This is a genomic window from Streptomyces sp. NBC_00271 (assembly GCF_036178845.1).
Classification (GTDB): Bacteria; Actinomycetota; Actinomycetes; order Streptomycetales; family Streptomycetaceae; genus Streptomyces.
The window spans coordinates 11539291-11556308 of the sequence record NZ_CP108070.1 but is presented as its reverse complement, the minus strand read 5'-3'; the positions used below and the strand labels follow the sequence as shown (position 1 = coordinate 11556308).

The 17018-nt window shown below is 67.6% G+C and carries 15 protein-coding genes and 2 pseudogenes; 6 read left to right on the top strand and 11 right to left on the bottom strand.

Annotated elements, in window-relative coordinates; genetic code table 11:
* Positions 1 to 2: 2 nt before the first annotated feature.
* The 3 genes from OG798_RS52860 to OG798_RS52850 form a co-directional block, all read right to left on the bottom strand.
* Complete coding sequence (locus OG798_RS52860) at positions 3 to 1043, bottom strand: glycosyltransferase family 4 protein (RefSeq protein ID WP_328759923.1); 1041 nt, start codon at positions 1041 to 1043, stop codon at positions 3 to 5.
* The gene (locus tag OG798_RS52855) at positions 1040 to 2386 is read right to left on the bottom strand and encodes a hypothetical protein (RefSeq protein WP_328759922.1); all 1347 of its coding nucleotides are present in this window, start codon (positions 2384 to 2386) and stop codon (positions 1040 to 1042) included. Before OG798_RS52855 ends, OG798_RS52860 begins: the two co-directional genes overlap by 4 nt.
* A gap of 91 nt (positions 2387 to 2477) precedes the next feature.
* Complete coding sequence (locus OG798_RS52850) at positions 2478 to 3734, bottom strand: nucleotide sugar dehydrogenase (protein ID WP_328760214.1); 1257 nt, start codon at positions 3732 to 3734, stop codon at positions 2478 to 2480.
* Positions 3735 to 3816: 82 nt separating this feature from the next.
* On the opposite strand from OG798_RS52850, the gene OG798_RS52845 reads away from it, so the two are divergent.
* Complete coding sequence (locus OG798_RS52845; protein ID WP_328759921.1) at positions 3817 to 4590, top strand: glycosyltransferase family 2 protein; 774 nt, start codon at positions 3817 to 3819, stop codon at positions 4588 to 4590.
* A 141-nt stretch (positions 4591 to 4731) separates the two neighbouring features.
* On the opposite strand, the gene OG798_RS52840 is transcribed toward OG798_RS52845, so the two are convergent.
* A complete protein-coding gene (locus tag OG798_RS52840) occupies positions 4732 to 5631 on the bottom strand; it encodes a TauD/TfdA family dioxygenase (RefSeq protein WP_328759920.1) in 900 nt (299 codons plus the stop codon).
* Between the two features lie 266 nt (positions 5632 to 5897).
* Positions 5898 to 6803 (bottom strand): transcriptional regulator, encoded by a 906-nt coding sequence (locus OG798_RS52835; protein ID WP_328759919.1) that lies wholly within the window; start codon positions 6801 to 6803, stop codon positions 5898 to 5900.
* A gap of 90 nt (positions 6804 to 6893) precedes the next feature.
* Here OG798_RS52835 and OG798_RS52830 point away from each other — a divergent pair, with 90 nt between their 5' ends.
* Entirely contained in the window at positions 6894 to 7184 is a 291-nt protein-coding gene (locus OG798_RS52830; RefSeq protein WP_328759918.1) for a transposase, read from the top strand.
* Between the two features lie 14 nt (positions 7185 to 7198).
* A complete protein-coding gene (locus OG798_RS52825) occupies positions 7199 to 7654 on the top strand; it encodes a hypothetical protein (protein ID WP_183126852.1) in 456 nt (151 codons plus the stop codon).
* A gap of 79 nt (positions 7655 to 7733) precedes the next feature.
* Here the strand turns inward: OG798_RS52825 and OG798_RS52820 are convergent, their stop codons facing one another.
* The 3 genes from OG798_RS52820 to istA (OG798_RS52810) all read right to left on the bottom strand — a co-directional run bounded on the left by OG798_RS52820 (position 7734) and on the right by istA (OG798_RS52810) (position 10765).
* Positions 7734 to 8213, bottom strand: coding sequence for a hypothetical protein (locus OG798_RS52820; protein ID WP_328759917.1), 480 nt, complete (start codon positions 8211 to 8213; stop codon positions 7734 to 7736).
* A 105-nt stretch (positions 8214 to 8318) separates the two neighbouring features.
* Entirely contained in the window at positions 8319 to 9113 is a 795-nt protein-coding gene (istB, locus tag OG798_RS52815) for an IS21-like element helper ATPase IstB (RefSeq protein WP_328759916.1), read from the bottom strand.
* Positions 9110 to 10765: an IS21 family transposase gene (istA, locus tag OG798_RS52810; RefSeq protein ID WP_328759915.1), complete on the bottom strand. Its 1656-nt coding sequence runs from the start codon at positions 10763 to 10765 to the stop codon at positions 9110 to 9112. The genes istB (OG798_RS52815) and istA (OG798_RS52810) overlap by 4 nt, the downstream gene beginning before the upstream one ends.
* Positions 10766 to 10913: 148 nt before the next feature.
* Here istA (OG798_RS52810) and OG798_RS52805 point away from each other — a divergent pair.
* Positions 10914 to 11357: pseudogene (locus OG798_RS52805) on the top strand (transposase); the annotation flags it as partial.
* A gap of 178 nt (positions 11358 to 11535) precedes the next feature.
* Here the strand turns inward: OG798_RS52805 and istB (OG798_RS52800) are convergent.
* Positions 11536 to 12354, bottom strand: coding sequence for an IS21-like element helper ATPase IstB (istB, locus tag OG798_RS52800; protein WP_328755810.1), 819 nt, complete (start codon positions 12352 to 12354; stop codon positions 11536 to 11538).
* Complete coding sequence (gene istA / locus OG798_RS52795) at positions 12354 to 13634, bottom strand: IS21 family transposase (RefSeq protein WP_328755811.1); 1281 nt, start codon at positions 13632 to 13634, stop codon at positions 12354 to 12356. Before istA (OG798_RS52795) ends, istB (OG798_RS52800) begins: the two co-directional genes overlap by 1 nt.
* 214 nt (positions 13635 to 13848) lie before the next feature.
* Between istA (OG798_RS52795) and OG798_RS52790 the strand changes: the two genes are divergently transcribed.
* Complete coding sequence (locus OG798_RS52790) at positions 13849 to 14832, top strand: DUF1259 domain-containing protein (RefSeq protein ID WP_121413313.1); 984 nt, start codon at positions 13849 to 13851, stop codon at positions 14830 to 14832.
* 116 nt (positions 14833 to 14948) lie between these two features.
* Positions 14949 to 15173 (top strand): annotated as a pseudogene (locus tag OG798_RS52785) (TniB family NTP-binding protein); the annotation flags it as partial.
* Between the two features lie 1012 nt (positions 15174 to 16185).
* Here the strand turns inward: OG798_RS52785 and OG798_RS52780 are convergent.
* Positions 16186 to 16635, bottom strand: a complete 450-nt coding sequence (locus OG798_RS52780) for an ATP-binding protein (protein ID WP_121413315.1) — start codon at positions 16633 to 16635, stop codon at positions 16186 to 16188.
* Positions 16636 to 17018 lie beyond the last annotated feature (383 nt).

Genomic DNA, 17018 nt, shown 5'->3' with positions numbered 1-17018 from the left:
TCTCAACGCCACACCGGGCCGACAGGACACGCACCACCACAACCGACCTGACCAAGCCCTACTAGGGCCACGGCCAGCGATCGCGGGTCGCCAGGAGTATAGGGAACGCCAGCGCTTCCGAGGATTTCCCTCACACCGGGAAGATCGGAGTAGGCAACCGGAAGTCCGTGCGCTTGGGCCTCAATGAGGACGAGCCCGAAGGCCTCCAGACCCCTGGTCGTGAAGACGAAGGTGTCGAAGTTCGGCAGGCGGCGCCACAGTTCGGCGCGGGGCAGGAACGGATCAAAATGAACCCGGTCCCGGAGCCCGAGTTCAATGGCTCGCTGTTCCAGATGCTCCCGTAGGATTCCGTCGCCGATCACGGTCAAGTGGTGCGGCTGATCGGTTAAAGCGAGGGCGTCGGCTGCGGTGATCGTGGACTTGTTGTCGTCCAGTCGACCGGCGTGCACCAACGATAGCGGTCCGGTTCCGGTAGGCGGTTGATCGCGTACCCGGGCATCACTCAAAGGGATGCCCCACGGGATGACGGTGAGTCGATCGGTGAATCGGCGTCCGGTGAGACGGTCGATGCGGTCGGCGAGGGCGGAGGTCGGGGCGACGATCGCGGCGCTTGCGGCAGCAACTTCATTCAGGCCCTCGCGTTCCGATGCGCTGCGTTCGGCAACCATCACGTCGGGGCCGTGGGCGATGGCGATGATCGGGATGTTGCCTGCGGCTCGGGTGAACGCCAGGCTGAGAGCAAACCCGAGGTACTGGGCGTGAATGGCATTCGGCTGGATCTTCTCGATGAGCGCACGGACCTCACCCGTCAACTCGTCAACGTAGGGGTCGAAGTCCGGGCCGTGGGGGCGTTTCGTCGTGGAGAGGTTGATCAGCTGATCAAACGCAGCCTCCCAAGCCTGATCGACCGGCGCCCTGCCCAGGAAAGTCGTGTGGATTTCAGGCATCGCGCCGTAGAGGTCGTTGACGAGGATCATGCTCCCGGACGAAGGCGCGGCAGTGCGGTTGATGCCGGTCAGGATGTTCAGGAGCTGGGCGGTCATGCGGAAAGTCCATTCATGGATGGCCGTTGGGGTGGAACCGGGGATCGGGCTCCCAGGGCCTCGAATCGTGAATCATCGGTGTCGTTCTGCATCTCGCGCTGGCGGGGTGGTACCCACCACGACGCCAGGTGCGGCGTGAAGACAGCTGTGACCTCATCGGCCGGATGCAAATAGCCCTTACCGTCCAGTTCTGCCGTCCATACTCTGACTGCCGATCGGGGGTAGACGGGATTTATCCCTATCTCTCCCTTGGGGAGGATTCCATTGAAGGGGGTGGGTATCCCCTCGTTGTTCCAGTAGTCCCATGCCTCCAGCGCCTTGGCTTTCTCGAAGCAGTGGTACAGCTGCTGGTAGCGGGGCATGTACCGGATCTCGCGGAAGATCATCTGGCCGATCAGTCCGGGCGCGGCTTTCCGGAGCGTGCTGAGATCGACGCCCTGCAAGGTGACCGATGCCGCGTCCTGGGACGGGTGCAGCGCGGTCCGGGCGAACAAGTGGGACAGTCGTTGCCGGACGTACTCGGCGACTCCTGGGCTGAGAGCCGGTTCTATGCCTTCGATGAGCTGGACGAGCCGGTGATGGCGCGGATTGAAACGGGCCAGGTCGAACAATTGCTCCATGCCGTCCACAGCGGCGAAGGCGAGTCCCTTGTAGAGCCAGTTGTTCAGCTCTCCCGCCTGGGCGTAGGTCTTGGTCTCCGGAGTAACGGAGTGGAGCATCAGGTATTCGGACAGCACCTCGAAGTACAGGTAGCCGAGGAACGGCACGTGGGCCACGGCGGCGGACAACTGGTCGATGAACTCGGGTGCCGGAGTGGCATGGCCGGCGGCGTTGCGCAGGGCGACGTCGAGGAACACGGCCGCGGCGCGCAGCCCGGCCAGCACGGCGCGGTCGAGCTGGTCGTTCTCGGCCGGGGTGAGGAAGCTCTGGTAGCGCAGGTAGGTACGCAAGTGGATGGTGCCGAGATGCAGGTAGTCGACGCCCTTGGGCCGGATCGGGGCATCCGGGGTGACCTCGAAGACCATGGGCTTGGTGGAAGGCTTCGTCCGCATCAGGTAGGCGCCGAGGTTGTGTGGGCGCAGACCCTCGCGCTGACGGGCGAGAGGCGAGCAGTACAGGGCCCCGACCAGGCATCCGGTGGAGACGTGTAACTGCCGACTGGTGCGGATGGCGTTGATGTCCTTGGTGGTGTGCAACAGGTACATCGGCTTTCCGCTGACGAGCGCTTCGGTCATGGCGTTGTGTCGTATCAGCCAGCCGTTGGGGGTTGAGCATTCCAGGTAGTGGCGCCAGTCGCTCTCGCTTTCGGCCAGCGAGGCTGGGATTTGACGCTGCGCGGGCATGGTGTAGTCCGTGTGGGCGTGTTCCCATTCGTCGTGCAAGAGAACTCCTGGGGATGGAAGATCGGCAGCGTGGCGGGGGGATTTCGAGAAGCTAAAGAGTTTCTACGTTCGGTCCGGACAGGCGGTTTCGGCAGTCGAGAACGTAGGGCGCGTTCTTCTCGATCATCGCGAGGTCGAATCGGGTGTGGTCCATGAGAAGCACCACGGCATCGGAGGCCGCGACCTCCTCCGGGCTCGCATCCACCCGGGGCAAGTTCAGCTTGGTGTCGTCGCCGTCCGGGATGTTGGGGTCGGCGCCCCGGACCTCGGCGCCGAGGTTGATGAGAAGTTCGGCGACACGTGCCGAAGGTGGATTGCGAAGGTCGGTGGCGTTGTATTTGTAGGTCAGGCCGAGCAGCAGGATCCGGGATCCGTTGATGGTCATGCGGCGATTGTCGAGTGCTTCCGCAAGACGCCGGACGACGTAGTCGGGCATGTGGCGGTTCACGTCGTCGGCGAGTTCCACGAATCGGAAAGGGACGCCGAGCTCCTGCTGGACCTTCCAGGAGAGGAACAACGGGTCGACGGGCAGGCATTGCCCGCCGACTCCCGGCCCCGGGGTGAACCGCGTGAATCCGAAGGGCTTGGTCGCCGCGGCGTCGATCGCCTCCCAGATGTTCACGCCGAGGGAAGCGGCCAGCATCGCCATCTCGTTGACCATGGAGATGTTGACGAACCGGAAGATGTTCTCGATCAGCTTGGCCATCTCGGCGACCCTGGTCCCGGACACCGGAACCGTGGTCTGAAAGATGCCGTCGTAGAAACCCTTGATCGCGTCGAGTGATCTGGCGTCGATTCCGGACACCAATTTCGGCGTCCCGTCGAACGACCACCTCTTGTTCCCCGGAGCGATCCGCTCGGGACTGAATCCGGCCAGGAAGCCCACCCCGCCTTTGAGGCCCGACGCCTTCTCCAGGATCGGCAGCAACAGTTCCTCGGTGGTGCCGGGGAAGGTCGTGGACTCCAGGACCACCGTCGCGCCGGGGCGAAGGCGCTCGCCCAGCGTCCGGGCGCAGGACTCGACGTAGGTCAGGTCGGGCACCCCGTCCCGCAGCGGGGTCGGCACGGTGATCACCGCGATGTCGAAGCCGGCCAGCGCGGCAGCGTCGGCGGTCACGGAGTAGTCCCCGGTGTCCAGGACCGCGCGGAGCCGGGAGGAGGCCACGTCCCCCACGTACGACTCACCGTCCGTGAGCTGCTCGATACGGTGCAGGTCCACGTCGTAGCCGACGACGCGATGACCCACCTCGGCGGCGCGCACGGCGAGCGGCAGCCCGACATAGCCCTGCCCGGCGATGATGACCTTCATGAACTGCTCCTTCGGCTGCGAGGGCGCTCGAATACAATCCGTGCTGGACGCCGTCATTGCTGGTCGTGCTGGGAGGAGAGCCGTGCCGCTCGTGTCTGTCGTGATGCCCGTGCACAACTCGGCGGCGACGCTCGGCGCGTCGGTGCGCTCCGTGCTCGCGCAGACCCACCCCGACGTGGAGCTGCAGGTCACCGACGACGCGTCCACCGACGGCTCCATGGACCTGCTGCAGGACCTGGCCCGCCAGGACGAGCGTGTGCGCCCGCAGGCGGCGCCCGAGCAGGGCGGCGCGGCCAGGGCCCGCAACCTCGCCCTGGCGCGAGCGCGCGGGGAGTACGTGGCGTTCCTGGACAGCGACGACATGTGGCTGCCCGGCAAGGTCGAGCGGCAGCTCGCGTTCGCCACCGCCGGCGATGCCCCACTGACGTTCACCTCCTACTACAAGGTCGCTGGCGACTACACCGGTGAGGCTTGCGACTTCACGCCGAACGGGCGGGTGATCGCGGCACGGGAGCGCGTGACGTACCGCGACATGCTGGTGCAGGACCACATCGGGGCCCTGACTGCCATGTACGACCGGACGGTGCTGGGCACACGGCTGATGCCGGACATGCCGAAGCGTCAGGACTACGCGCTGTGGCTGTCGATCATGAGAGATGGGCACCCCGCCCGAGGTCTGCAGGAACCGCTGGCGGTCTACAGGGCCGGCCGGGCGGGGTCGCTGTCCTCGAACAAGCTGGCGCTGGTGGAGCACAACTGGCGGCTGTACCGGGAGCACGAGCACCTGTCGGTGTTCCGGTCGACGCGGGCTCTGGCCGGGGCGACATGGCACTCGGTGCGGAAGTCGCACATCTAGCACCCGTTCGCGAGCCCGGGGAGCCCGGTGCGCGACCGTTTCCGGTGGCGCCCGACCGGGCCCTGCCCGGTGGCCGTGCAGCGTGCTCGGCAGCTGGACCCGCAGGGCGGGACTCGGCGGGTCACCGGTACGGTCGGCCGGCTACACGGCCGAGCCGGCTCCGACCCTCGCGCGCAGGAACAACTGGAGGAGCAGCCGCCTGTCGGCGACCGGGACGGTGGCCTGACCGCTGTGGAGTGCCTCCCGACCGTGCAGGAAGCGACGCTGGTTCACGATGAGGTAGTCCCCGGGCTGGAGCGGGAAGGAGATCTGCCCCCGGACGAGCTCCTCGGCGAGCTCCCTGGCGGCGTCGACGTGCGCCTGGCCGAGCTCGGACCTCTTCAGCATCTTGGCGGTGAACCGGACGAACCCGCCCGGGTCGGAGCCGGCCAGGATCGGGAACGGCTTGTACTCCTCGCCGACGCCGTGCAGGTCGAAGAAGGTCCCGTAGTGGTAGGCCGTCTCTGCCAGGAGGGCGCGGCTGTTCTCCGACAGCTGCGCCACCGCCGCGTGGGCGTCGGAGAGGATGCTGGGGCCGCCGCCGAGCGGGTCGGGGCGGACGCACAGGAGCGTGGTGTAGTCCGGGGGCAGGGTCCCGTTCACCAGGTCCATGTGGAACGCGTTGTACCCGATGCCGCTGGACTTGCCGGGGTCCTTGTCGACTTTGACCCCGATGTCCTTCCAGAGGGGCCACCGCGGGAAAGGCGAGAAGGGGACGGCCACCTCGGCCGCGAAGCCCGTCACCAGCCGCAGGAACCGGTCGTCGTCGGTCCCCAGCGCCTTGGCGAGGTTTCCCAGGCGCAGCACGGCGTATCCGCCGTCCTCTCCGGTCAGTGCCTGGCGCAGCGCCGCGGCGGTTTCGTCGAACCGCGGGGTGGCCGTCAGCGCGGTTCGGTACTCCTCCATGGTGGACTGCGCCAGGAACGAACCGTCCAGCTTCCACGTCGGGAGAGAACGGTCGATCAGAGCGGCTTCGAGTGCGCTCGGGATGTCGATGAACACGCGGAGCTTCCTTTCTCGCCTGCGGAGCCGGGCACCGGAAAGCCGGAGGCCGTGGAGTCGTGCGTCCTGACTTCGCGCGGAGACCCTGCGCAACGCCGGAGCCTGACCGTAGGCGGAGGCACCCCCCTGCTTGCTCACAGCTGTGAACACTGCGCATCGCGACGACAACCCCATGAAGGGAGCGCACAATATCGGGGGTTTTGAGCTGCTACGGCGAGTACCGAGGGGAAGGGCGGACAGCTTCCCGCCTGCGGACTCGCCGAGGGCTACCGACTGATGCCCATCCGGTGCGCCAGACCGGAAAGGTCTCGCTGCACGTGGGCAGGAAGCCGCTTCCCGAGGAGGTAACTGACGGAGTCGCCAATCAGAGCGTTGGCGTGGACCCGCTGGGGGGCGATTAATTCCGCGCGCAGGAACCGCTCGGCCGCGGTCGACTCCTGCCCACGGACGTGGACAAGGGCACGCCCCAGATCGGAGTGGTAGGCCGCCTGCCAGCCGGGGGCTTTGATGATCTCGGGGTGCACGTCGGTGCCCGCCGTGACGGCGTCGCCATGGTGCCCAAGGTCGGCGTTGAGGCTGACACGGTGGATCTTGACGTTCGTCGGACCGAAGTTCAGATGGAAAGCGCGCGTCTCCATGGTCCTGCCCGCCAGACGCGCCGCCTCGGCCAGGTGCGATCGGACGTCGGAGGTGCGGTCATGAGCTGGCCGGGTCGGATCCTTGGTGATGCTCGTGGCGGAGATCAGGTGGAGCTCGCCGAGCAGCGCCTCGGCATGGGGCAGGGCCAGGTGCTGCTCCAGCAGGTTCACCGTGGCGGTCGCCTTGGACAGGGCCTGCTGCGGACTCCCGGCCGCCATGAGGATGTGCGTCGCGAAGAAGCCGCTCAGGGCGGTGCAGACCGGGTCCTCGAGCTCGGCGATGGCCTCGCTGGCCCGAGTGACCGCGATGAAGGCCAGATCGGTGTAGCCGAGCGACTTGAGCATCAGGGTGCACGCCGGGTGGTAGGCATCCGCCAGCAGCCGCAGCACCCGCAGCCGCGTACGCCCCTCGCTCGCCGCGGCCGCCGCCTGGAGGTCCGCGAGCAGCGACGGGAGCCTGACCGCCAAGGCCCCGTACTCCGCCGCGTGGTAGAGCCGGTTCGCGCGCCGCACCCGCGCCGCCAGCCGCGTCACGGGCTCCTCGGGCGGCCTGCGGTCCGGCGGACACGATCGGGTGACATCTGAACTGGCTTGCCCTGTGGGGCGGGTGGGAAGGATGTCGCTGTGCCCAAGCCCTATCCGGAAGAGTTCCGCCAGGACGTCGTGCGAGTCGCGAGGAACCGCGGCCCGGGTGTGACGGTCGAGCAGGTGGCCACCGACTTCGGGGTCCACCCGATGACGTTGTGGAAATGGATGCGCCGGGCGGATGTCGACCACGGGTCCAAGCCCGGAGTGACCAGCCAGGAGAGCGCGGAACTGCGGGAAGCGCGTCGGCGGATCAAGCTGCTGGAGCAGGAGAACGAGGTCCTGCGCCGGGCCGCGGCCTATCTGTCGCAGGCGGATCTGCCGGGATAAGGAGCTACCCGCTCGTGAAAGAGCTGGCCGTGGACGGGGTGCCCGTCACGGTGACGTGCCGGGTGCTGAAGCTCGCCAGACAGCCCTACTATCGCTGGCTCGACAAACCGGTGGCCGACGCCGCGCTGGAGGAGGCGTATCGCGCGAACGCACTGTTCGATGCTCACCGCGACGACCCGGAATTCGGCTACCGCTTCCTGGCCGATGAAGCGCGTGGTGCCGGGGCGGGCATGGCCGAGCGCACCGCGTGGCGGATCTGCCGGGACAACCACTGGTGGAGCGTGTTCGGCAAGAAGCGTGGCCGGGGCAGGAAGGCCGGCCCGCCGGTCCACGACGATCTCGTGAACCGCAGCTTCACCGCGACCGGCCCGAACCGGCTGTGGCTCGCCGACATCACCGAACACGCCACCGCCGAAGGCAAGCTGTATCTCTTGGCTTTGTCGATGTCGACTGGCAGCTCATGTCGGTGAGTCTCGACACCACTTCGCCATCAGAGGGGTCGAAAATGTTGGTGAGTTTTAGCAGCACCCTGCCGTGCGGGGTGCTGTCTTACCCGCCAATTCCGAAGGGCAGCCCTTTGTGATCGCTGCTCAGTGAACGTCGTATGACGTTGACCAGCTTCACCTGCGCTTGGGCGGATGCCTGCCTGGCCTGTTCGAACTCCTCCGGACTCAGCGGGTCACGCAGCGGGGTGCGTTCGCCTCGCTCCACCTGGTCCAGGAAGGAGTTGATGGCGCGGCTGAAGTTGTCGATTTCGGCCGCAACTTCCGTGGGGGCGACCAGGCTTACGCGTATCAGGGCTGCGCTCCATTCACCCCAGTCGTAATCCCAGCCGCGCCGTTCACCATGCGCTCGCCTGAGTTCCATCGTGAACTTGGCGTAGTGGCTGAACAGCTCCTGGTAGGCGGCAAGCTGTTGATCACGTGTCCACTGACGATCTTGAGCACGGCGCGTGACGATGCCGCCGACCAGCACGCCCGCTGTGGCGGAAAGCGCACCCGCGGCCGTTGTCACCAGCGTGTCCAGCATCAAACCCCCTGAGGCCCCACCGTCCCAACCTTCGGCGAGACGAACATACTGATCATCAGTCCTCGGCGACAACGATCAGTCTTCGGGCGGTTCAGGGTGCTGCGGTCAGTCGATGTGTGCCTGCTCGGCCCTGGCCCGGGTCTGGGCGAGGCGGAAGGAGTCGGTGCCGGTCTCGATGATGTTCCCGCCGAACGTGAGCCGGTCGACGATGGCCGCGCAGAGCCGGGGATCGGTGAACGTTTTTGTCCAGCCTCCAAAGCTTTCGTTCGAGGCGATGGCGACGCTGTTCTTTTCCTCCCGTTCGGTCAGTACTTGGAACAGCAGCTCGGCGCCGCGTTTGTCGAGTTCCATGTATCCGAGTTCGTCGATTGCGAGGAGATCGACGCGGCCGTAGCGGGCGATCGTCTTGGTCCGGACCTTCTCGTCGGCGGCTTCGACCAGCTCGTTGACCAGCTTGGTGGCCAGGACGTACTTCACCCGGTAGCCGGCCATCGCGGCCTCGGTGCCCAGCGCGATCATCAGGTGCGACTTCCCCGTGCCGGAGTCTCCTATGAGGCAGAGAGGCAGCCCCTTCTTCACCCAGTCGCAGGACGCGAGGGTGTGGATCACGGCCGGGTCGATGTTCGGGTTGGCGTCGAAATCGAACTGCCGCAGAGACTTTTCCCGGGGAAATGAGGCGGCCTTGATCCGGCGCTCGGAACGCCGGCGGGCCCGGTCGTCGCACTCGGCCAGCAGCAGTTCCGCGAGGAACTCGCGGTAGGTCATCTGACTCTTGGCCGCGTCCTCGGCGATGTCGGTGAACTGGCCCCGGATCGTGGGCAGTCGCAGGGCTTTGCAGGATGCCTCGATGGCCGCGTCAGCGGCCTGCTCGGTCAGGCCACGGTGGCGTTTGACGGTCACGGCTCTTCTCCCTCGGGTCGGGGCCGGCCACCCAGTCGGCGTCGTCGCAGTAACTGGTCGTAGACGGCCACCGAGGGCAGCGGCCGGGTGTCGGGTGGGAGGTGCGCGAGTCTCCGCTCGGTCAGGGACGTGACCTTCGGCTGCCCGAACCGGTCGGCCTCCGGCCCTTCCGGCAGCACCGCCGGGGCGGGGGTGTCGTCGGCCTCCGCCGCTTTGCGGGCCTCCAGCGCGACCGCGTCCGAGGTCATCGCTCCCGCCCGTAAGGCTGCGGCGAGCCCGGCGACCAGGTGTTCGTGGGGCATGTGACGGCCCAGCAGCAGGACCTCGATCAACGCCCGGGTGCCGTCCCGGTCGCCGTGGGCCTTGCAGGCCGCCGCCCACCACGCGTCATGGACCGGAGTGAACTTCCCTGCCGAGCGGGCCTGTTCCAGCGCGGTCGAGCCGGGCAGAGCCCCCGGTTTGCGGACCAGCGCCTCCAGGTAGTGGTCCAGCACCAGACGCGACCCGGCCTTGGTCATCAGCCGTTCATGCCGGGCGACTTCGACTCCGTCGTCATAGACCACCAGCTCAGAAGCGTGCAGCATCACCCGCACCCGTCTCCCGATCAGCCGCACCGGCACCGAGTAGTGGTTCGTGCGGACGCTGATCTGGCCGTAGCGGTCCACCCGCAGTGCGAACAGCCGGCCCGTCTCGAACGGCTCGGTCGGCAACGGCTTCAGCAACGGCCGTTCCGCGGCGAAGTACTCACCGACCGTCCGCGGGCGGGAGCGGATCCGCCGGGCGTCGTCCTCCTCGTCCCAGCGGTCGACCATCGTGTTCAGCTCGGCCAGCGAGCCGACCTCGGGAACGGGAACGAAGTGGTTGCGGCGGAAGTAGCCGATCTGCCCCTCCACCCCGCCCTTCTCGTGCGCTCCCTCGATGCCGGGCCGGCAGTAGAAGACATCGATACCGAAATGCGAACGGAACGCGGTCCACCGCTCGGTCTCCACCCGGGCCCGGTTGAATCCCAGCACCTGGGCGACGGCCGAATTGAGGTTGTCGTAGCGGACCTTGCCGGTCGGCACCCCGCCCAGCACGCTAAGAGCGTGGACGTGCCCTTCGAAGAACGCCTCCTGGCCGCCGGAGGCCGACACCCGGTGCACCGCCTTGCCGGAGTACGACAGGCGAAAGGAGAAGAGGCTGCACTTGACCTGTTCGCCGGCCAGACGGATCTTCACGTCTCCGAAGTCGACCTCGGCCTCGGCTCCCGGCCGGTGGGACTGGGGCACGAACACCTTCGCGACGCCACGGCCTGCCGCGATCCGGATCTCCTCACGGCGCTCCGCCACATACGCGCACACGATCCCGTAGGTGAGGTCGTCCGCACCCTGCTCGGCAACCAGCCGGTCGAAGATCCGCTTCGCGGTGTGCTGCTGTTTCCGCGGCGCGGTGAGATCCGCCCGCAGCATCTCATCGACCAGCCCTTTGTAAGGGTCCAGCCGTGTCGTGCGCGGCGGAAGTTTCTTGCGCGGCTCCGGCCAGACCGAGGTCAGAGCCTTCTGCACCGTGCGGAAACCCACCCCGTACTTGTGCTGCAAAGCCCGGTTCGACAGCCCGGCCCGGGAATCACGACGGATCGCCGCGTACAGATCGACTTTGGACTTCGGCGGCATCCATGCCCCCTCACCACGCGGTGCACTTCGATGCTCCCACCGCAAGCACTCAAGTGGTGTCAAAACTTAGCGATACCGCTTCCCGGCAAGAGCGGGTGCTGCCGCCGCTGACCGACAGACGGTGTCGCTACTCACGCACACAGCCAATCTCTGTGCGGTCAAGCACGTCTTCAGCAACAGGATCGTGGGTTACTCCATCGACGCCCGGATGAAGTCCCGCCTGGCCGTGACCGCCCTGGACAACGCAGTGGCCCGGCGCGAACACGTCGACGGATGCATCCTGCACAGCGATCGCGGATCGCAGTTCCGGTCCCGGAAATTCGTCCACGCCCTCGATCGCCACCGGATGGCCGGCTCGATAGGGAGAGTCGGGGCAGCCGGCGACAACGCGGCCATGGAGTCCGTCTTCAGCCTGCTGCAGAAGAACGTCCTCAACCGCCGCTCGTGGGCCACCCGCGAGGAGCTGCGGATCGCAATCGTGACCTGGATCGAGAGGACCTACCACCGGCGCCGCAGGCAAGCCGCACTCGGCCGACTGACCCCCGTCGAATTCGAGACCGTCATGACCACACCGGCCCTCCAGGCCGCCTGACCGAACCTGTCACCCAAACCTGCAGCAGACCCCTTCGCCACGGCATGTCCGGCAGACGCTGGCTGGGATGGCCTCAATGGCTCGCGCGGCGAGCTGCTGTATAGCCTGTCGGCGGCGGCTGAATCCTGACCCAGTTTGGACGGTCGAGTTCTGACCCACCGGGTCTGGTTGCCGGTGTTCAGTCGGTGTCGTGTGTCGCGGTGGGGACGCGTCCCAGTTGGCGTCCGCGCATGCGGTAGGAGTCGCCTTTGAGAGAGTGGACCTCGGCGTGGTGGACGAGGCGGTCGATCATGGCGGCGGCCACGGTCTCGTCGCCGAAGACCTCGCCCCAGCGTCCGAAGGGCTTGTTGCTCGTGACGATCACGCTCGCTCTCTCATAGCGGTTCGAGACCAGCTGGAAGAACAGGTTCGCGGCCTCGGCTTCGAAGGGGATGTAGCCGACCTCGTCGACCACGATCAGCGGATAGCGGGACAGTTTGGTGAGCTCGGTCTGGAGGTGTCCGGCGTGGTGGGCTGCGGCCAGGCGGTCGACCCACTCGGCGGCAGTGGCGAACGCGACCCGGTGACCGGCCTGGCAGGCGCGGACCGCGAGCCCGATCGCCAGGTGCGTCTTCCCGGTGCCCGGCGGTCCCAGAAAGACGGTGTTCTCCTTCGCGGCGATGAAGTCCAACGTGCCCAGATGCGCGAGCTGTTGGCGAGTGATGCCGCGCAGATGGGTGACGTCGAGTTCCTCGATCGTCTTGATCGCGGGGAAGCGGGCGGTGCGGATGCGGGCCTCGCCGCCGTGGGACTCACGGGCGGAGACCTCCCGCTGGAGACAGGCGACGAGGAACTCGGTGTGCGTCCAGGTCTCCTTCAAAGCGCGTTCGGCCAGCCGCTCGGCAGCGTCCAGCAGGGCCGGGGCCTTCATCGCCCGGGCGAGGAAGGACAGGTCGGCGGCGGTCTGACGGCCCGTCCTGGGCTTGTCCGCGGCGGCGGTCTTGGTGGTGGCGGGCATCAGGAGACCTCCGGCTCGTCGTGTCCGCCGCCACCCTCGATGAGGGTGAACATGCGGTCATAGGAGTCGAGTTGGCGCTGCTCGACCTCGACGAGATCACTGGCTGTCGCAGCGTTTTGCCCACGGGCGGCGAGGGCCTGGGAGGCTTGGTGGTGGCGATAGTCGCCGCGCAGGAGGGCGGCGGCGCGGGCATGGTCCGGGTCGGTGATGGTCTGCTGCTTGGCCCAGCACCGCGGATGGCGCGCGACTTCCGCCCCGCCGGGGGTGAGAGTGACGATGACTTCGTCGGTGTCGGTGCGGACCTGGACTTTCTTGCCGATGGCCAAGGGGTGCACGGAATAGTCGCAGGTGTCGACGCGGATGTAGTGGTCGCGGCCGATGCGGGTCGCGAAACGCCACCAGCGTGGCGGGTCGACCGGCGGCAGGGCGAGCATCTGGGCCCGGTCGGCCTCCCACCGGTCAACCGGACGGGCGCCCAGGGTGCGGTGCTGGCGCCGGTTGGCGACGGCCAGCCAGGCAGTCAGCTGGGTGTTGAAGTCATCGGCCCCGGTGAAGGTGCGGCCGGGAAGGAAGCTGGTCTCCAGATAGCCATTCGCCCTCTCCACCAGCCCTTTCGCTTCGGGATCGCGAGGCCGGCAGAGATAGATCCGGGTGGCGAGCAGGCCCGCGAACGCAGCGAAGTCCCCGGTCACCTTGCCCCGGCCGATCCCGGCCTCGTTGTCCCAGACCAGCATCCGCGGCACTGCATCCCAGCCGGTCAGAAGCTTCCAGTGCCCGTCGATCAGGTCGCCGGTGGTGCGGGTGGGCAGCATCCGCGCGGCGATGATCCGCGAGTAGCCGGACACCATCACGAGCACCGGAGGCCGGCCGCTCTGCCCGTATCCGAGCGGGATGTCGACGGGCGGGAACCACAGGTCGCACTGAGCCAGCTCGCCGGGCTGATACGTCGTGCGCGAGACCGGATCGACGGGCAGATAGGCCGGCCGCAGCTCGCGTACGCGTTCTTTGAGGACGGTCATCCCGCGCTCCCAGCCGATCCGCTCGGCGATCACGGTCGCCGGCATCGTCGGGGTCTGCTTCAGCAGTTCCCGGATCTGCGGCTCGACCGCGTCGACCGCCGAGCCCTTCGGCGGCCGCGAGTAGACCGGCGGCCGGTCCGTGGCCAGGGCCCGCTTCACGGTGTTCTTCGAGATGCCCAGCTGCCGGGCGATCGCCCGGATCGGCATCTGCTCGGCCCGGTGCAGCCTGCGGATCTCTGCCCAGTCCTCCACGGAAATCACCCTCTTCTCCTGACCTTCGATCAAGATCAGGTTGGTCAGAAGACCACGAAGTGGGTCAGTTTTGATCCGCCGTCAGAGGGTCACGATTCACCCGTCGCCGACATAGCCGCGGTCCATAGGCGGCAGTCAGTTAGCCCACCTGGCTGGTTGTGGCTGTGCCGATCAGCGGTCCGCGCGGTCTCCTGTGCTTCCATCGCGCCAGGAGGCATAGGACATGGATAACGAGCGACAGCAGGACACCCGCTCCCGGCGCCGCGTGCTGGCTGCGGCAGCCCTTGCGCCCGTACTCGCCGGTGTGCCTGCCGGGGCCCGCGCTCTGTCCCCCGGACCGCAGGACCGCGCCCTGGTCGAACCGGTGATGACCGAGCTGGCGGATTGGGCGGACGTGGGCGAGGCTCTCGGCCGACCCGGTGACATAAGGCGGTTCATGTACCACACGGGCTTGCTGCGCCGGGACCTCACAGTCTTCTCCCGCGGCATCCGGATCAACCCCGCGCTCGTCCTGGGCTCGCACGTGTCCTTCGTCCGATACGCAGACCACAGCACGCTTTTGATGGGCGACGCCGTGGTCACCGAGCGGGAACTGCAGCACTTCGGTGACGTCCTGCAGGAGCACGGGATCATGCAGACCGCCATCCACAAGCACCTGCTCGCCCACGAGCCGGATGTCTGGTGGGTTCATCTGCATGCCCACGGACACGATCCGGTCACCGTCGCCCGCGGTCTGCGCGCCGCATTCGACTGCACCGGCACTCCGCCCGCCGAACCCACCACATCCTCGCCGCCCGTCGACCTGGACACCGCCGCGATCGACGCCGCCATGGGCGTCATGGGTACCACCGACGGCGAGATCTACAAGTGCACCTATGTCCGCCGCGAAACCGTCGCCGACGGCCCTGTGATCCTGCCTCCGGGACTGGGCGCCACCACCTCCGTCAACTTCCAGCCGCTCGGCGGCGGAAGGGCCGCCCTCAGCGGTGACCTAGTCATGATCGCCCAGGAGGTCCAGCCCGCCCTCATGGCCCTGCGGCACGGTGGCGTCAAACTCGTCGAGGTGCACCACCACAACCTCACCGACGAACCACGCCTGTTCTTCGTCCACTACTGGGCCGTCGGCGATGCTGTCAGCCTCGCCAAGGCCGTCCGTCGGGCCGTGGACACCACCAACGTCGTACCCATGCCCGGAGGAGCCACCTGATGACCGCGGACAACGAGACAGCACCTGCCCGTTCGACTTCAACGAAGCCCTGGAGTTCGATCCTGCGCTCGCGGACCTGATACAGCGCGCTTCCCCCGCCCGGATCAGCCCACGCCTCGGCACCCGTCGCGTACGTCCTCGTCCCGCCCGGCGCCACCGCGAAAACCCTCATCACCGAATTCGCCCGCTACCTCGGCATCCCCACAACCACCCGCATGCCCCAGACCCAGATCACCGACGCCGTCTGCCACACCTACACCGCCTCCGACGTCCAACTCGTCCTCATCGACGAAATCCACCGCCTCAACCCCCGCACCACCACCGGCGCCCAAACCGCCGACCGGCACTGTCACGTTTGGCTGACCGGATGGGATGATCTTCTGGTTGATCATGGTGGAGGGGGTTGTCCGTGGGTAGCGCGCCGACGTCGCCGCTCTGACGGCGGCGCAGCGCGGCGGCCCCGGCCGACGCGCGAGGAGCACCGGCGGCGCCCGATCCTCTCGCCCGCCGCCCGGGACCTGTCCACCCACCCACTTCCTTGTTCTTCCTGCTTTGGGGCGTGGTCCGGGGGCGTAGAGCTGCACCACCGCGACCCCGACTCGCCTAAAACAGCAGCCGGCACTGCGAACCCACCGACCGGCCGCCAGCCACGATCTCTGCGCCGGACGCACCGCATCCCTGCTGCGCAAGGACACGGGGGCAGTGATGCCACCCGCACAGCGGGCCGTTCAGTCCAGGTCGGTGGCGCCGGAGGTCGCGGGACCGGCTGCGTGCCCAGCACTTGAAGTCGCCGACGCGGTAGCGGAGTTCGGCCGGGCGGCCTTGTCTGCCCGGCGACGCGCGCGGCCCTGCCGTCGCGCGCGAGGACACCCGAGGCACCCGATCCCCTCGCCACCACCCGGCCGGCCCCACCCCCACCCACTTCATTTCTTCCTGCTGTGGGGCGCGGTCCAGGATGTTGTTCAGGCTGTCACCGCCCTGGACCGCTCGCGGACGCGGGCGTGGACGGTCGAAGTACGCGTCAGCTGACCCGAAGACCGACCGCCAGCGTCAGTTCAAGGACCCGCTGTGGCGATGCGAGATCCGGAAACAGCTCCCGCAGCTGCGGACCGACAGCTCGCCGCGTCCCTCGAAGTCCCGTCGTACGACCGCGCCTTCGTCTTCGACCCGCCCTGCGTCTTCCGGAACATCCAGGACAGTCTCGCAGTGCTCGCACGGTTTCCCGTTTCCGGCTGGTGTACCACACACCTTGCAGAACCGGTTGGCCTGCAGGTCTTCGGTCTTCTCCGCCATGACCTCTCCCGGACGAGTGGACAGCGACCGCTGCCGGGCGCCCGGAGCAGCAACGGAGATCTATTGGTGTCTTGACGGCGCCGGCGCGTCAACCTCGTGCGCCTTCGCGCCGGGCGCGCGGAAACATGCGCTGACCGACTTCCCGTGGGGACACGGGTGCGCCTCCCATGTGTCGGCCATGGCGTCCACGAGGAACATGCCGCGCCCGCCAAGGCTCTCGGTGCCGGCCTCGCGAGGAACCGGCAGGTCGCCGGACTTGTCGTGCACCGAGACATGCAGGCAATGGTCGTCGCAGGTCATCACCAACTGTGCACTGCTGTGCGCGTGCCGGTGCGCATTGGTCACCAGCTCCGAGACAGTGAGCAGTACCGCGTCCACCGTCTGCGGAGCAGCGGTGGACCAGCCCAGCGCCTCCAAATGCTCACGCGCCCAGTCACGGGCTGTCTTCACTTCGCTGTTCAAGGGCAGCGTGCGCGCCCAGCCCACTGCCCGGAGCGACGAACCTTCCATGACGATCCTTCCTCGATGAGGTGAGTGCGGTCAGCGATGGCCACAAAGCTTTCCCAGCAGGCGTCGGACTTGGGCCCGGCGACGCGGGTCGGCAGCGGCTCCACGCGCCTGTTCGGCCAACCGTCGCCCCTGGGGACTCCCGGCGAGTTGGTTGATGCGCTCCGTCGCGCCCTGCTCGACACTCCCTTCTCAAGACGCCGCGCCTGGACCTGCTTCGGATACCCCCGGCACGTCGACTCAGCCCTGCCGCCCGGCACCCCCAGAACACGCCCCCTCAGCGCCGCCCCTGGCCTGCGGTCGCCGCAGTACGAGCGAGGGTGCCTTCCGGCAAGCACGTAGTCGGAGTCCGCCTCACACCAAGCACCCGGCAGCCCGGACGCGCG

Coding starts and splice junctions, on each gene's coding strand:
- istA (WP_328759915.1), bottom strand. CDS start 10,765: ATGCCGCCGAAGTCCAAAGTCGATCTGTACGCGGCGATCCGTCGTGAT.
- istB (WP_328755810.1), bottom strand. CDS start 12,354: ATGCCCGCCACCACCAAGACCGCCGCCGCGGACAAGCCCAGGACGGGC.
- OG798_RS52820 (WP_328759917.1), bottom strand. CDS start 8,213: ATGCTGGACACGCTGGTGACAACGGCCGCGGGTGCGCTTTCCGCCACA.
- OG798_RS52780 (WP_121413315.1), bottom strand. CDS start 16,635: ATGGAAGGTTCGTCGCTCCGGGCAGTGGGCTGGGCGCGCACGCTGCCC.
- OG798_RS52860 (WP_328759923.1), bottom strand. CDS start 1,043: ATGACCGCCCAGCTCCTGAACATCCTGACCGGCATCAACCGCACTGCC.
- OG798_RS52790 (WP_121413313.1), top strand. CDS start 13,849: ATGGATAACGAGCGACAGCAGGACACCCGCTCCCGGCGCCGCGTGCTG.
- OG798_RS52855 (WP_328759922.1), bottom strand. CDS start 2,386: ATGCCCGCGCAGCGTCAAATCCCAGCCTCGCTGGCCGAAAGCGAGAGC.
- OG798_RS52850 (WP_328760214.1), bottom strand. CDS start 3,734: ATGAAGGTCATCATCGCCGGGCAGGGCTATGTCGGGCTGCCGCTCGCC.